The organism is Candidatus Burkholderia verschuerenii, from assembly GCF_001189365.1.
Classification (GTDB): Bacteria; Pseudomonadota; Gammaproteobacteria; order Burkholderiales; family Burkholderiaceae; genus Caballeronia; species Caballeronia verschuerenii.
Genome location: NZ_LFJJ01000147.1, coordinates 1 through 14,705, shown reverse-complemented (window position 1 = coordinate 14,705; position 14,705 = coordinate 1). Strand labels below are relative to the sequence as shown.

Sequence of the window (14,705 nt, the reverse complement as noted above, 5' to 3'; positions counted from 1 at the left end):
CCATCAGGACGATCTTTGCTCGGCGCACCAGAGAATGAGGCAGCGAACGCGAACGGCTCATTGACAGCAATTGTTCTCGCTCCAGATTGGACACGAGAACCTCGATTCCCTTACGTCCCACGATCGTTTCCCGCACACCATAAGTCGATCATAGAACATGTTGGATTTATATAAAGTTATTTCTGGGACGGAACACTAGTGTGTGTTTTATTCTACCTTATGTGACCGATATGACCCGGCCACCGGCTTCGTTCATTGCTGCGGCGTGGAGTGGATGCCGAGGTCCACGAAAAGCTGCGTCTTGCGCGCGTACTGCGACGTGAAGCGCAGACGCGTGGCGGCCACCAGACAACGCAGTTCGGTCAGCGCGCGATCGAAGTTCTCGTTGATCACGACGTACTCCGCCTCCGATGCATGCGCCATTTCGCTCCCCGCCGCGAGCAGCCGGCGCACAATTACTTTTTCGGAATCCTGGCCGCGTTTCTTGAGCCGGTCTTCGAGCGCATCCAGCGACGGCGGCAGGATGAAAATCTCCACCGCATTGCGGAATTGCTTCTTGACCTGCTGCGCGCCCTGCCAGTCGATTTCGAGCAGCACGTCGTGGCCCATTTTCATCTGGTCCTCGATCCACAGCTTCGAGGTCGCGTAGTAGTTGCCGTGCACTTCGGCGCTTTCGAGGAATTCGCCCTGCTTGTGGCGCTCCATGAATTCCTCGACGGACACGAAGTGATACTGCACGCCGTCGGTTTCCTTCGGACGCGGGTCGCGCGTCGTGTAGGAAACCGACAGGCGGATCGACTCGTCTTCGGCGAGCAGCGCGTTGACGAGCGTCGATTTGCCCGCGCCCGAGGGCGCCACCACCATGAACAGGTTGCCGGGATAGATGCCCGTATAGTGGCTATGCGAGCGATGTGTCGTGTTCGGCATGATCTTGCTTTACTCCAGATTCTGTACTTGCTCGCGCATCTGCTCGATGAGCAGCTTCAGCGTCATCGACGCATCGGCGAGTTCCTTCGCGGCGGCCTTCGAGCCGAGCGTGTTCGCTTCGCGGTTGAGTTCCTGCATCATGAAGTCGAGCCGCTTGCCGACCTTGCCGCCCTTTTGCAGCACGTGGCGCGTTTCGTTCAGATGCGCGGTGAGCCGCTGCAATTCTTCGGCGATATCGATGCGGATGCCGTACATCGTCACTTCCTGACGAATCCGCTCGGCAATTTCCTCGCGCGGCACGCTGGTCGACGTCGCGCCTTCCGACGTCGCGATGCCCAGCGCGTCCTGCAGACGCTCGACGATCTTCTGCTGATGCTTCGCGATCAGCTCCGGCACCAGCGGCGTGATGCGCGCGACGATCGCTTCCATTTCCGTCACGTTGTTGATCAGCACATTGCCGAGCGCCGCGCCTTCACGCGCGCGCACATCGATCAGATCGGCAATGGCCTGTTTGCCGCATGCGAGCACCGCTTCGCACAGCGCTTCCGGCGACACCGAGCTTTCCGTCAGCACGCCGGGCCAGCGCAGGATTTCGCCGGTGCGCATGCGTTCCGCGTCGGGAAAAATATCGAGCACCGAGCGTTCCAGCGCGGCGAGCTGCGTCAGCGACTCGCGATTCAGCGCGCCGGCGCTGGCCGTCTGCTCGACGCGATTCAGGTTGATGCGGATATCGACCTTGCCGCGCGAGAGCTTCGACATCAGCATTTCGTGCATCTGCGGTTCGATGGCGCGCACGTCCTCGGGCATGCGGAAATTTAGGTCGAGAAAGCGCGAATTCACCGTGCGCAATTCCACCGATACGCCGATGCTCGAGCCCGGCGCGCCATTGGGTCCCGCAGCCTGGGCGACGACTTCACGCGTCACGCTGGCATAGCCTGTCATGCTGTAGATCATGGTACGTCTCGCGATATGCGCCTTCATTGCGAAGGCCGGTTCAACGAAACGCCCGGCGCGGATGAGGTGCACTGGGATTGGCACGCGTGGAGCCGCCGGGCGGGGAATTCGCATTATCACATTTTTACTGACGGGAACGCCCGGATCGCCTTGGCCGATGCGTGACGCGCGCGCAACGCTCGCGGGGCTTTGACGATAAAATTCGGCATTCGGCGCATGTTCAGGCGTCGCCACTCTCATTCTCCAATCCTATGACCGACTCTCCCCTGCTCAAGCCGTCTCCTCCCCGTCCGAGCGGCCGCCGCGCGAACCAGTTGCGCGACGTGCGCATCACGCGCCATTACACGAAGCATGCGGAAGGCTCGGTGCTCGTCGAATTCGGCGATACGAAAGTCATCTGCACGGCGAGCATCGCCGAACGCGTGCCGGAGTTTCTGCGCGGCCGCGAGCAAGGCTGGCTCACCGCCGAATACGGCATGCTGCCGCGCGCCACGCACACGCGCAGCGATCGCGAAGCCGCGCGCGGCAAGCAGACCGGCCGCACGCAGGAGATTCAGCGCCTGATCGGCCGCGCGCTGCGTTCCGTGTTCGACCTGAACGCGCTGGGCGCACGTACGCTGCATATCGACTGCGACGTGATTCAGGCGAACGGCGGCACGCGCACGGCAAGCATCACGGGCGCATTCGTCGCCGCGCACGATGCGGTCAGCAAGCTGGTCGCGTCGGGCAAGATCGCCAAGTCGCCGGTGAAGGATTTCGTCGCGGCGATTTCCGTCGGCATCTTCGAAGGCTCGCCGGTGCTCGATCTCGACTACGACGAAGACTCGCAGTGCGATACCGACATGAACGTCGTGATGACCGGCGCGGGCGGTTTCGTCGAAGTGCAGGGAACGGCGGAAGGCGCGCCCTTCTCGCGCGACGAGATGAACGAACTGATCGCGCTTGCGGACAGCGGCATCAAGGTGCTGGTGCTGAAGCAGAAAGAAGCGTTGGGGATTCAAGGTGTCTGACGTCAATGGCCTGGGGCGCGTGGTGCTCGCATCGAACAATGCGGGCAAGCTGCGCGAGTTCGCCTCGCTGCTGGACGCGGCGGGCATCGAGCTGATCGCGCAGGGCGAACTGGGCGTGCCCGAAGCGCCCGAGCTGCATCCGACCTTCGTCGAGAACGCGCTGGCGAAGGCGCGGCATGCGTCGTCGCTGACCGGCCTGCCCGCGCTCGCCGACGATTCCGGTTTATGCGTACGCGCGCTGAACGGCGCGCCGGGCGTGTATTCGGCGCGCTATGCGTCGCTTGCAGGCGGCGAAAAGAGCGATGCCGCGAACAACGTGCGCCTCGTCGCCGATCTCGCGAATCAAGCCGATCGCCGCGCGTATTACTTCTGCGTGCTGGTGCTCGTGCGTCACGCCGACGATCCCGAACCGGTGATCTGCGAAGGCCGCTGGCACGGCGAAGTCCTCGATGCGCCGCGCGGCGACAACGGCTTCGGCTACGACCCGTACTTCTTCCTGCCGGCGCTCAACGCGACGGCGGCGGAACTCGATCCCGCGCGCAAGAACGTGCTGAGCCATCGCGCGCTCGCGCTGCGCGATCTACTGCAACGTGTGAAGGAACTTGCGTGAGCGCCGGACCGAAGACGATCAACGTCGTGCAGGCTTTTACGTCGCCGGGCAGCATCCGGCTGACGTCGCTGCCGCCGCTGTCGCTGTATGTGCATTTCCCGTGGTGCGTGCGCAAGTGCCCGTATTGCGATTTCAATTCGCACGAAGCGAAGGACGACGTTTTCCCCGAAGACCGTTATCTCGATGCCCTGCGTGCCGATCTCGAACGTGCGTTGCCGCTGGTTTGGGGACGGCAAGTGCATACGATTTTCATCGGCGGCGGCACGCCTTCGCTGCTGTCGGCGAAAGGGCTTGACCGATTGTTGTCGGATGCGCGCGCGTTGCTGCCCCTCGACGCCGATGCCGAAATCACGCTCGAAGCGAATCCCGGCACCTTCGAAGCCGCGAAGTTCGCGTCGTTTCGCGCGAGCGGCGTGAATCGTCTGTCGATCGGCATTCAGAGTTTCAACGAAGCGCATCTGAAGGCGCTCGGCCGCATTCACGACGCGACGCAAGCGCGCCGTGCCGTGGAAATCGCCGCGACGCACTTCGACAACTTCAATCTCGATCTGATGTTCGCGCTGCCGCAGCAATCGCTCGACGAATGCAAGCACGATATCGATACGGCGATTGCCTTCGCGCCGCCGCATCTGTCGCTCTATCACATGACGATGGAGCCGAACACGCTGTTCGCCAAGTATCCGCCCGCGCTGCCCGACGACGACGCCAGCGCCGACATGCAGGAGTGGATCCACGAACGCACGCGCGATGCGGGTTACGGCCGCTATGAAGTGTCGGCGTATGCGAAGCCGCATCGGCAGAGCAAGCACAATCTGAATTACTGGCGCTTCCGCGACTATCTCGGCATCGGCGCGGGCGCGCATACGAAGCTGTCGTTTCCGTCGAAAATTCTGCGTCAGGCGCGCTACAAGCATCCGTCGACGTATATGGATCAGGCGCTTTCGCCCGATGCCAGTCCGATTCAGGAAGAACGCGACGTCGGCCCGAACGATCTGCCCTTCGAATTCATGCTGAACACGCTGCGTCTGGTCGAAGGCTTTCCGGTGCATGCCTTCGTCGAGCGCACGGGTTTGTCGCTGTCCGCGATCGAACCCGCGCTCGTCGAAGCGGAAAAGCGCGGGCTGATCACGCGCGACTACGAGCGCATCGCGCCGACCGAACTCGGTCAGCGTTTCCTCAACGATCTCCAGGAGCTGTTCTTGAAGGATCCGCAAAGTTGAGCGCGCCGTCGATGGTGTCCGGCTCGGTGATGCGGCATCGCCCGTTCGCGCTGTTCTGGGGCGCGCGGGTGATGTCGTCGGTGGCGTTTCAGATGATGTCGGTGGCGATCGGCTGGCAGGTCTATTCGATCACGCATAGCGCGTATGCGCTCGGCTTCGTCGGCCTCGCGCAGTTCCTGCCGATGTTCCTGCTGACGCTCGTCGTCGGGCATGTCGCGGATCGCTACGACCGACGCAAGATCGCGTACATCTGTCAGACGATCGAGGGCGTGGGCGCGTTGTGTCTGTGTATCGGCGCGTGGCGCGGCTGGCAGACCGCGACGCCGATTTTCGCGATCGCCGCGATCACCGGCGCGGCGCGCGCGTTCGAATCGCCGTCGATGGCCGCGCTCCTGCCGAACCTCGTGCCGCGCTCGCAATTGCAGCAGGCGACAGCGTGGTCGACGTCGGCGAACCAGACCGCGATGATCCTGGGCCCGGCGATGGGCGGCCTGCTCTACGGACTCGGCGCGCTGACCGTCTACGGCGCGGTGACGCTCGCGTTTCTCGCCGCAGCCTTCGCCGTCTCCGCGATCAAAATTGACGAACCGGTCCGCATGCGCGCGCCGCTGTCGTTCGAGGCGCTGTTTTCGGGCATCGCGTTTATCAAAAGCAAGCCGGTGATTCTGGGCCCGCTGTCGCTCGATCTGTTCGCGGTGTTGCTCGGCGGCGCGACGGCGCTGCTGCCGGTCTATGCGCGCGACATCCTGCATACGGGAGGGGACTCGGCGTGCTGCGCGCGGCGCCGGCAGTCGGTGCGCTGACGGGATCGATCGTGCTGGCGCATTTTCCGTTGCGGCAGCGCGCGGGCACGGCGCTGTTCGGCGGCGTGATCGCGTTCGGCATCGCGACGATCGCGTTCGGGCTGTCGCGCAATATCGTGCTGTCGCTGATCGCGCTGGCGGCGCTCGGGGCATCGGACGTGATCAGCGTGGTCGTGCGGATCTCGCTCGTGCAGTTGCAGACGCCCGACGACATGCGCGGCCGCGTCGGCGCGATCAACTCGCTGTTTATCGGGACATCGAACCAGCTCGGCGAATTCGAATCCGGCATGACGGCGGGCCTGTTCGGCGCGGTGCCGGCGGTGCTGATCGGCGGACTCGGGACGATCATCGTCGCGCTGCTGTGGATGCGGCTTTTTCCGGCGCTGAAAGCGACCAAATCGCTCGAAGGTTGAGGTTCGCCCGCCGCGAATGACTTGCGCTACAATACGTGCCTTGCTGGAGGTGTGGCCGAGCGGTTTAAGGCACCGGTCTTGAAAACCGGCGAAGGAGTGATCCTTCCGTGAGTTCGAATCTCACCGCCTCCGCCAAAACAAAAAACCCCGCATGTCGAAAGACTGCGGGGTTTTGCTTTTCAGCGCGCGTTTTTCTTATTCTTCAAAGCGCGCCGTTCATCCAGGTCACACCGTACAGCGCGCGATATCGAAGCGCAGTTTCGGTTCGAGCACGCCGCCATCGTCGTGCGACGACTGCTGCACCTTCACGATCGATCCATACGCCGACGGAATCAGCGTGACGAGCCACGCGTTCGAGCCGACGAGCACTTCCGTATTGCCCTGATCGCGCACGGTCTGCGCCGACGGAATCATGCGCAGCAGACAACTCGAAATATCCGATGCCGAACGCGCCGACGACACGTTGATCACCGGCTTCGAGGCGCGGAGTTCAGGACCACTGGTGGTCGTTCCGCACGCGGCGAGCGCGGCTGCGGCAGACATCACCGTCGATACGACAAGCATTCGATGCAAGTTCATGCCCTCCCGGCAAGTGCGAAATCGCGCCACTTCATCACAAACTGACACACATCACAAGAGCAGCCGGCGAGCAGGAAAACCGGCCGCCGGCACCTTACTCAAACTCCTCCGCAAAAAGCCCGCGCGCCGGCAAGTGCTATCATCGGCCCCATTGTCTTGCTCGCGTCATGTTCGCGATCGGCCCATGAAGCCGTCGAACCCCGCGCGCAGGCGAGTCGAACACCTCTGCATCGCTCAATGGCCATCACGCTCAAGACACCTGCCGACATCGAGAAGTTACGCATCTCCGGCCGCATGGCCGCCGAAGTCCTCGCGATGATCGCCGAACACGTGCGCCCCGGCGTCACGACCGACGAACTCGACGCCATCTGCAATCGCTTCATCGTCAACGAATTGAAGGCCGTGCCGGCCAACGTCGGCTACATGGGCTTTCCGAAGAGGATCTGCGCGTCGGTGAATCACGTCGTCTGTCACGGCATTCCGGGGCCGAAGGAATTGAAGGACGGCGACATCATCAACATCGATGTCGCGATCATCAAGGAAGGCTACTTCGGCGACACCAGCCGCATGTATCACGTCGGCACGCCCGGCCGCGAAGCGCAACGTCTCGTCGATGCTACTTACGAGGCAATGGTTGCCGGCATCCGCGAAGTGAAGCCGAGCGCGACGCTCGGCGATATCGGCGCGGCGATTCAGTCGGTCGCGCATCGCGAAGGCTTTTCCGTCGTGCGCGAGTACTGCGGACACGGCATCGGCCGCGTGTATCACGAAGATCCGCAAGTGCTGCATTACGGCGCGCGCGGCGCGGGTCTGCGTCTGAAGCCGGGCCTCGTCTTCACCATCGAGCCGATGATCAACGCCGGCCGCGCCGCCACGCAGCAGTCGCGCGACGGCTGGACCGTCACGACCAAAGACCGCTCGTTGTCCGCGCAATGGGAGCACATGGTCGCGGTCACCGACGACCGACGGCTTCGAGTTGCTGACGCCGTGGCCCGACGGCACGGGTGCGTACGCTGCGCCTTGAGCCTTGCGCCATCGCGGTGCAATCGCGAGGCAGATCACGCTGAGAAGGAGCATCCGGCGTCGCTTTCGTGTGCGCTGTGAAGCACTTTCTGAGATTTAGGAATTGACGGGTACGCCCGTTCGGTTGAAGCTACGGAGTGGCCTTTCGGGCTGGATGCGGGCTCGATAAAAGCTCGACGAGCCCGCAACAGAGCCGCAAGCCAAAGACGCAAAGAGCCAGAGAGAAATCGTCTGCATGAGCGCCCGCATGAGTCCCTCACTGACAGTCAGCCGCATTGCCGCACAACAGGGGTCCGTTCTTCGCGAATTGCGCACGGCGTCGCTGCGCGAAGCGCCCTATGCATTCGGCGAGACGCTGGCCGATGCGCTGCTCGTCGATCCCGCGTCGTTCGACGACACCGCCGCGCAGCACGCGCATTCGCCCCGGCTCTCGACCTTCCTGCTGTATACCGAAGGCCATCCGTGCGGGCTCGTGCACGCGTATATCGAAGATAGCGACGACGCGCGCGCCTTCGTCAATGCGTTGTGGGTCGCGCCGGCGGTGCGTCATCTGCGTGGCGGCGAGCTGCTCGTGAATGTCGCGTCGCAATGGCTCGCGGAGCAGGGCGTCTCCGAAGTGCATGCGTGGATCGCGGAAGAAAACCGCACCGCGATGCGCTTCTACGAACGTCTGGGCTTCGGTCCGACCGGCGATCGCCGCGCGATGCCCGCCAACGAGGAAGAGGCGGAAGCGCTCTACGTTTGCCACATGCAGGTCAATCGCGACGCCTGATTTTCCGGGCTGTATTCATCGCACTTCACACATCGCACCGCGCGCGCACTTCTCGTTTTCGATAGCTGGAATCGGCCGGAAAAATTATGGCCGCGTGCGCGTACGCCTGTAAAATACGCAAAATTTTTGGCCGTTCTTATGCCGCTCAACAAAACGCCCTTCTTCGAACTGCGCAGCGGCTCCGTCGACACGCTTCTCTTCGTCGTCAAGACTCCCGACCTCGATGCACTCCGCACGGAACTCACGCGCCGCTTCGAAGCGACGCCCGAATTCTTCGCGGGCGATGTCGTCGCCATCGACGTGCGCCGTCTCGCTGAAGACGCCGATGGCGGCGAAGGCGAGCGTATCGCGCTCGCCGAGTTGGAGAAGCTGCTGACGAGCGTGCGCATGCGCCCGATCGGTGTGTGTGCGCTGCCTTCGCAGACGTGGGCAATCACATGGGTGAACGAAGGCGGCCTGCCGATTCTCGAGGCGCGCGACCGCCGTGGCGCGCCGAAGCCTTCGGTGGACGAAGCGAAGCCCAATTCCGACGCCGCCAAGGTGATCGAGGCGGCCATCGCGAGCACGCCGCCGCCCACCATGCCGCAACCGGCGACCATCATCGACCGTCCGCTGCGCTCGGGTCAGCAGGTGTACGCGAAGGGCGATCTCATCGTGCTCGGACTCGTGTCCTACGGCGCGGAAGTGATCGCGGAAGGCAATATCCATATCTATGCGCCGCTGCGTGGCCGCGCGCTCGCGGGCGTGCACGGCAACCTCGACGCGCGGATTTTCTGTACGTGCCTGGAGCCGGAACTGGTCTCCATCGCGAGGATTTATCGGACCACCGAAAATCCGCTGCCGGCGGAAGTCGCGAGCAAGCCCGTGCAGATCTGGCTGAACGAAGAAAAACTGATGATCGAACCGCTGCGTCTGACCTGACGAGTCGTGCCACTTCGCGCGCCCGATGCCCGGCGCGCGCTCGACGGCGACGCGAGCGGATTTATTTGACGAACACAAGGTACTTGTATGGCAAAAATCATTGTGGTGACTTCGGGAAAGGGCGGCGTCGGCAAGACGACGACCAGCGCGAGCTTCTCATCGGCGCTCGCCTTGCGCGGCCACAAGACGGCCGTGATCGACTTCGACGTCGGTCTGCGCAATCTCGACCTCATCATGGGTTGCGAGCGTCGTGTGGTGTACGACCTCATCAACGTCATTCAGGGTGAGGCGAACCTGCATCAGGCGCTGATCAAGGACAAGAAGTGCGAGAACCTGTTCATCCTGCCGGCTTCGCAGACGCGCGATAAAGACGCGCTGACGCTCGAGGGCGTCGAAAGCGTCATCAACGAGCTGATCAAGATGGAGTTCGAGTACATCATCTGCGACTCGCCGGCGGGTATCGAATCCGGCGCGCTGATGGCGATGCACTTCGCCGACGAGGCGCTGATCGTGACGAATCCGGAAGTGTCGTCGGTGCGCGATTCGGACCGCATTCTCGGCATTCTGTCGTCGAAGACCAAGCGCGCGATGGAAGGCAAGGATCCGATCAAGGAGCATCTGCTGATCACGCGTTACAACCCGAAGCGCGTGTCCGAAGGCGAGATGCTGTCGCTGTCGGACATTCAGGAAATCCTGCGCATCGAACTGATCGGCGTGATTCCGGAATCGGAAGACGTCTTGCACGCATCGAACCAGGGCATGCCCGCGGTGCATCTGGACGGCACCACGGTCGCCGAATCGTATAAGGACGTCGTGTCGCGCTTTCTCGGGGAGGAGAAGACGCTGCGCTTCACCGACTATCAGAAACCGGGCCTGCTGCAACGCATCTTCGGCACCAAGTAAGGGGACGCAATGTCGATTCTTTCGTTTTTGCTGGGCGAGAAGAAAAAGTCCGCTACGGTCGCGAAGGAACGCTTGCAGTTGATCATTGCGCACGAGCGCGCGGGTGGCAAAGCCGCTGCCGATTATCTGCCGGCGTTGCAACGGGAACTGGTTGCCGTGATTTCGAAGTACGTGAAGATTTCCGATGACGACATTCGGGTGAGCTTCGAACGTCAGGACGATCTCGAAGTGCTGGAAGTGAAGATCGAAATACCGCAGGCGTAGCGCGATACGCGGGACGGGCGGCTCGCCCCGTGCGAACCCGCGATTCGTCGCTGCGTCGAATGAAAGCCAGGATCGGTCGATTCTGGCTTTTTTGTTGCCGACGAAAACGTTTGCGCGTGCGTTGACGTTTTCGCACATGCATCGACAAAACGTTCCAGATCTATTCGCAAGATCGGCCGATTCGTGTCGGCGCTCGGACCGTTCCGAACATTGAACAGATTCGCGGGCGATGCCGCCCGCGAGCATGCATCCGCGCTGACAGGCGCGTTCAATGTCTCCAGAACACGAGGTCGAACATGAGTCTCTCTTTCCGCCGTCTGCTCGCGCAGTCCACGCTGGTTGTCGCCGGTGCCGTCAGCATCGGCAGCGCTTTTGCAGAAGTCGTGGTTATCGCGCCGGTCGCGCCGCCTGCGCCGCGCTATGAGCCGGTGCCGCCGCCGCGCGTCGGCTTCGCGTGGGATGCGGGTCACTGGAACTGGGAAGGGCGTTACGTGTGGGTGCCGGGCCACTGGATCGAGGCGCGGCCGGGCGCGCGCTGGGCCGCCGGTCGCTGGGAAGAATTCCGCGGCCAGTATCGCTATGTGCCGGGCCACTGGATTTGAGCGCGGGTGAAGGCGTAGTTCTGCTTGAACTGACGTCGTTCGTGCTTGCGTGCGCGCTCAGCGGGTGAATCTGGATCCCCCAGCGCTTATTTTTGCGAGGCCTCGTCTTTCTCGACGACGGCCTCGTCGCCCGTATCGGGCACTTCGGGCGAAGGCGCGGGCTTCGGCAGCGGCGCCATATAGCGCTCCGACAGCGCCTCGTACAACGGCGGCGCGAAAAAGCGCGACACGCGGCTCGAAATGAGCGCGGTCGCCATCAGCGAGATCACCAGCGCGTGGCCGTTGATCATCTCCATCACGATGACAAAGGCCGTAATCGGCGATTGCGTGACAGCGGCGAGATAGCCGACCATCGCGAGCGCGATGAGCATCGACAGCGGCATCTGCGTGAACACGGTATGCAGCACGTTGCCGAAACCCGCGCCGATCGACAGCGACGGCGCGAAAATGCCGCCCGGAATGCCCGGCAAATATGAGCCGATCATCGAAATCATCTTGAGCAGCGGATAGAACATCGACAGATGCTCGCGGCCTTCGAGCAGACCGCGCGCTTCGGCGTAGCCGCTGCCGAAGGTCGTGCTGCCCGAAATCAGCCCGACCGCCGCGATGACGAAGCCGCAGATCAGCGCTAACACGACCGGACGCGACGCATGCAGCGCGCGCAGCGGCGCGGGAATCCATTTGGTCGTGTTGAGCAGCAGCCAGCAGAAGATGCCGCCCGCGATGCCCGTGACGATTGCCGTCACGCCCACGGCGACGGCGAGCATCTTCGGGAAATGCGTGCCGACGTCGATCGTGCCGAAATAGGTGTAATTGCCCTGCAGCCCGAGCGCGATGATCCCCGCGATGATGATGCCGGTAATCAGCACGCCGCTGGTCCGCACTTCGAAGCTGCGCGTCAGTTCCTCGATGGCGAACACGATGCCCGCGAGCGGCGTGTTGAACGCCGCCGACAGTCCCGCCGCCGCGCCCGCGAGCACGAGTTGCCGTTCGATACGCGAATTCGAGCGCGGAAAGAATCGCCGCATGTTGAACATCAGCGCCGCGCCGACCTGCACGGTCGGTCCTTCGCGGCCGATGGTGAAGCCGCCGAGAATCGCCACGAACGACACCGCGATCTTGCTCAGCAGAATCCGGATGGTCAGCAGCCGGCCGCCGGCTTCGGCGGTCGGACTATGCAGCACGGCAATGACTAGCGGAATGCCGCTGCCTTCCGAGCCGCGAAAGAACTTGCGCGTGACGAACACGCAGAGCGCGGCGGCGGCGGGCGTCACGATCAGCGGCGACCAGAAATAGTGTTTGCGCAGTTCGGAGAACAGCCCGAAGCCCCAGTCGATGAGGCGCGCGTAGTACACCGCGATCAGGCCAACGGCGATCGCGCCGAGCCAGAAGATGCCGTATCGGCGCCAGAGACTGCGCGTGCGTCGCGCGGTGAAAACGGAGAGGGAGCGGAGCGCTCGGAACATGCGTCGGCCCGTCGGCAAAGCGCTGATTATAACGACCGTCTCGAAATTGGCGACGCGTTGTACGATCCGGAACGTTTCAGCGCCGAACCGTCGAGCCAAAAAAGAAATAGGCGCGAGGCTTTCGCCGGGCGCCCAAGAAACGCTCCCGTAATAAACAGGAGCGGAGAGGAGAAGGTTGCGGCGGACAGCTATCCATCTCGCCGCATTACTCACTCCGACTGGCCGTTGTAGTGGAAGTTCAACGAATTTGAAATTTTTCTGAGGCCGCGCGCGATTCCACGCAAGCACGAGCGCAAACGCGTCGAGTTGTTAGCATTTCGAAAGCTACGACCGCCATGATCGCGCCGGCATTGGCGATCACCGCTTCGCAGACCACGCCGCGACACGTCTACGGGCGGAATTTCACCGCGAGCAGAAACGCGCCTGCGAGCGCGAGAGCAATCATGGCCACCAGATGCGAACTTTGGAAATGAAATGACATGACGCGATCTCCTGCACCGTTTTTGCTAGAGAATCAGGGTTTGTTCTAGTGAATCACTGTAAATCAAAGCACGCGGCATTCCTTTCCGTGACTCGGTTTTGTCGAATAGTACTGCCGACATATTTACTTGAAAGCCGACAAAAAAGTCATTCTGCCGCCAGCTTGCCGACTGTCTTCGAGTGTTAATTTAAATACTGGTTGATTAAGGGAATTTTCTTTCTAAGCTAGGTACAAACCCCGTATGCGCGCAGGCCCTGTCCGGGAGCGCGCCGAAACCGCAGCTCGTGGAGCATTCACTTAAATGAATACCCCGAACACACGTTCACTCGAAGTCGACTTCTTTCGAGGCGTCGTGCTGCTGATTATCGCGGTGGACCATATAACGGGAAGTGTGCTGTCGCGCTTTACGCTGCATCAATATGCGTTTTGCGATTCAGCAGAAGTTTTCGTTTTTCTCGGCGGTTATGCGTCGGCGGCGGCTTACACGGCGCTTGCGACTCGCCGTAGCGATTCAGCCGCTCGTCGACGCTTTTTCAAACGCAGCTGGGAAATCTATCGCGCGTATCTGTTCACGGTGTTTCTGATGCTGATCGGCGGCGGCCTGTTGATGGCGCTCAAGGTCGATACACCGATGGTCCAGTACACCGAATGGCCGAACTTCCTCGCGCGGCCGTTTGGTCTGGTATTCGATATCGCGATCCTGCGTCAGCAGCCGTATCTGTCGGCTGTGCTGCCGATGTACTCCGTGTTCGCGCTCGCCGTGCCGGTGATCGTGCCGCTCGCGCAGCGCAAACCGGTCGTCGCGATGTTCGGCAGCCTGCTGCTGTGGCTCGCATCGACGCCGCTGCTGCAGTGGCTGCCGGGCACCTACGGCGAGGCGTGGTCGTTCAATCCGTTCGCGTGGCAGTTGATGTTCATGACCGGCATCCTCGCGCGCACGCAGCCGATCAGCAACGAATTCCACGCCGGCAAGCTCGCGCGCTGGCTGACCTGCGGCGCAATCGCGATCGCGCTGACATTCGCCTTCTTCAAGCTGTTTCTGGAAACACAGGCTCCGCCGGGATACATGAAGCAGAATCTCGCGACGCTGCGTATCGTGAGTTTTGCGGCGGTCGCGTGGGTCGTGACACGCGCGGTGTACAAGGGTTGGATCGCGAAGCTGGCGCAGCGGCTGCCGGGCGTGGTGACCATCGGGCAGCAGGGGCTGGTGTGCTTTATCGCGGGCGCGATCGTGTCGCTCGTGCTGGATTCGGCGTTGCGCGCGATGGGCGTGCTCGGGCAGGGACGTTATCCGTCGCACTGGGCGCTGGGTCTGATCGCCGATGGCATCGCGATCGGCAGTTTGCTGGTGATCGCCCGGTTCTGGGCCGATCGCAAGGCGGCGAAGGCCGCGAAGTCGGCGCGCGTCGAACGGAAAATGCCGTCGCGCGTGATGCTGATCAACGGCAAGCCGGTGCCGGTGCACGCGAGCGACCGGCGCGATCGCTGATTCTTTCGTTCAGCTTTCTTCTTTTCGATGGCGCGACTGCCGACGGCAATCGCGCCATTGCCGTTTTTACTCGAGCGTGATGTCGCGCGTCTCGCGCATCAGGATCACCGCGATCAGGCTCAGCGTTGCCGCCGCCGATACATAGTCGGCCCTTCAGAATTAGTCGAAGTCAAGGGTGGCAAGGGGCCGCCGGAAGATCGTGTTTCCCAGAACTCCCAGAAGCAATATTGATCTGAATGGTTTCCTGGGAGTTTGGAACTTCGCCGAT

13 protein-coding genes, 1 tRNA gene and 2 pseudogenes are annotated in these 14,705 nt (G+C 62.3%); 12 read left to right on the top strand and 4 right to left on the bottom strand.

What is annotated here, in order from left to right:
- Positions 1-252: 252 nt before the first annotated feature.
- Positions 253-927, bottom strand: coding sequence for a guanylate kinase (gene gmk, locus BVER_RS20970; protein ID WP_050454931.1), 675 nt, complete (start codon positions 925-927; stop codon positions 253-255).
- 9 nt (positions 928-936) lie between these two features.
- Positions 937-1,881 (bottom strand): YicC/YloC family endoribonuclease, encoded by a 945-nt coding sequence (locus tag BVER_RS20965; RefSeq protein ID WP_050454933.1) that lies wholly within the window; start codon positions 1,879-1,881, stop codon positions 937-939.
- A 251-nt stretch (positions 1,882-2,132) separates the two neighbouring features.
- On the opposite strand from BVER_RS20965, the gene rph reads away from it, so the two are divergent.
- From rph to BVER_RS20940, 5 genes and pseudogenes are all read left to right on the top strand, one after another.
- On the top strand, positions 2,133-2,891 hold the full coding sequence (gene rph, locus BVER_RS20960; protein ID WP_050454930.1) for a ribonuclease PH: 759 nt from the start codon (positions 2,133-2,135) through the stop codon (positions 2,889-2,891).
- On the top strand, positions 2,884-3,501 hold the full coding sequence (rdgB, locus tag BVER_RS20955) for an RdgB/HAM1 family non-canonical purine NTP pyrophosphatase (protein ID WP_050454929.1): 618 nt from the start codon (positions 2,884-2,886) through the stop codon (positions 3,499-3,501). The genes rph and rdgB overlap by 8 nt, the downstream gene beginning before the upstream one ends.
- The gene (gene hemW, locus BVER_RS20950; RefSeq protein ID WP_050454928.1) at positions 3,498-4,721 is read left to right on the top strand and encodes a radical SAM family heme chaperone HemW; all 1,224 of its coding nucleotides are present in this window, start codon (positions 3,498-3,500) and stop codon (positions 4,719-4,721) included. Before rdgB ends, hemW begins: the two co-directional genes overlap by 4 nt.
- 11 nt (positions 4,722-4,732) lie before the next feature.
- A pseudogene (locus BVER_RS20945) lies at positions 4,733-5,937 on the top strand (MFS transporter).
- A 45-nt stretch (positions 5,938-5,982) separates the two neighbouring features.
- Positions 5,983-6,072, top strand: a tRNA-Ser gene (locus BVER_RS20940).
- Between the two features lie 90 nt (positions 6,073-6,162).
- Here the strand turns inward: BVER_RS20940 and BVER_RS20935 are convergent.
- Positions 6,163-6,516 (bottom strand): hypothetical protein, encoded by a 354-nt coding sequence (locus BVER_RS20935; protein ID WP_050454927.1) that lies wholly within the window; start codon positions 6,514-6,516, stop codon positions 6,163-6,165.
- A 237-nt stretch (positions 6,517-6,753) separates the two neighbouring features.
- On the opposite strand from BVER_RS20935, the pseudogene map reads away from it, so the two are divergent.
- The 6 genes and pseudogenes from map (at position 6,754) to BVER_RS20905 (ending at position 11,001) form a co-directional block, all read left to right on the top strand.
- Positions 6,754-7,540, top strand: a pseudogene (gene map / locus BVER_RS20930) (type I methionyl aminopeptidase).
- 246 nt (positions 7,541-7,786) lie between these two features.
- Entirely contained in the window at positions 7,787-8,311 is a 525-nt protein-coding gene (locus BVER_RS20925) for a GNAT family N-acetyltransferase (protein ID WP_050454926.1), read from the top strand.
- A 138-nt stretch (positions 8,312-8,449) separates the two neighbouring features.
- Positions 8,450-9,232: a septum site-determining protein MinC gene (gene minC / locus BVER_RS20920; protein WP_050454925.1), complete on the top strand. Its 783-nt coding sequence runs from the start codon at positions 8,450-8,452 to the stop codon at positions 9,230-9,232.
- Positions 9,233-9,319: 87 nt separating this feature from the next.
- Positions 9,320-10,135: a septum site-determining protein MinD gene (gene minD, locus BVER_RS20915; RefSeq protein WP_050454924.1), complete on the top strand. Its 816-nt coding sequence runs from the start codon at positions 9,320-9,322 to the stop codon at positions 10,133-10,135.
- A 9-nt stretch (positions 10,136-10,144) separates the two neighbouring features.
- The gene (gene minE / locus BVER_RS20910; protein WP_050454923.1) at positions 10,145-10,399 is read left to right on the top strand and encodes a cell division topological specificity factor MinE; all 255 of its coding nucleotides are present in this window, start codon (positions 10,145-10,147) and stop codon (positions 10,397-10,399) included.
- A gap of 296 nt (positions 10,400-10,695) precedes the next feature.
- Positions 10,696-11,001, top strand: a complete 306-nt coding sequence (locus tag BVER_RS20905; RefSeq protein WP_050454922.1) for a YXWGXW repeat-containing protein — start codon at positions 10,696-10,698, stop codon at positions 10,999-11,001.
- 86 nt (positions 11,002-11,087) lie between these two features.
- On the opposite strand, the gene BVER_RS20900 is transcribed toward BVER_RS20905, so the two are convergent.
- Positions 11,088-12,467, bottom strand: coding sequence for a chloride channel protein (locus tag BVER_RS20900; RefSeq protein WP_050454932.1), 1,380 nt, complete (start codon positions 12,465-12,467; stop codon positions 11,088-11,090).
- Between the two features lie 782 nt (positions 12,468-13,249).
- Between BVER_RS20900 and BVER_RS20890 the strand changes: the two genes are divergently transcribed.
- The gene (locus BVER_RS20890; protein WP_050454921.1) at positions 13,250-14,437 is read left to right on the top strand and encodes an OpgC domain-containing protein; all 1,188 of its coding nucleotides are present in this window, start codon (positions 13,250-13,252) and stop codon (positions 14,435-14,437) included.
- Positions 14,438-14,705: the final 268 nt, after the last annotated feature.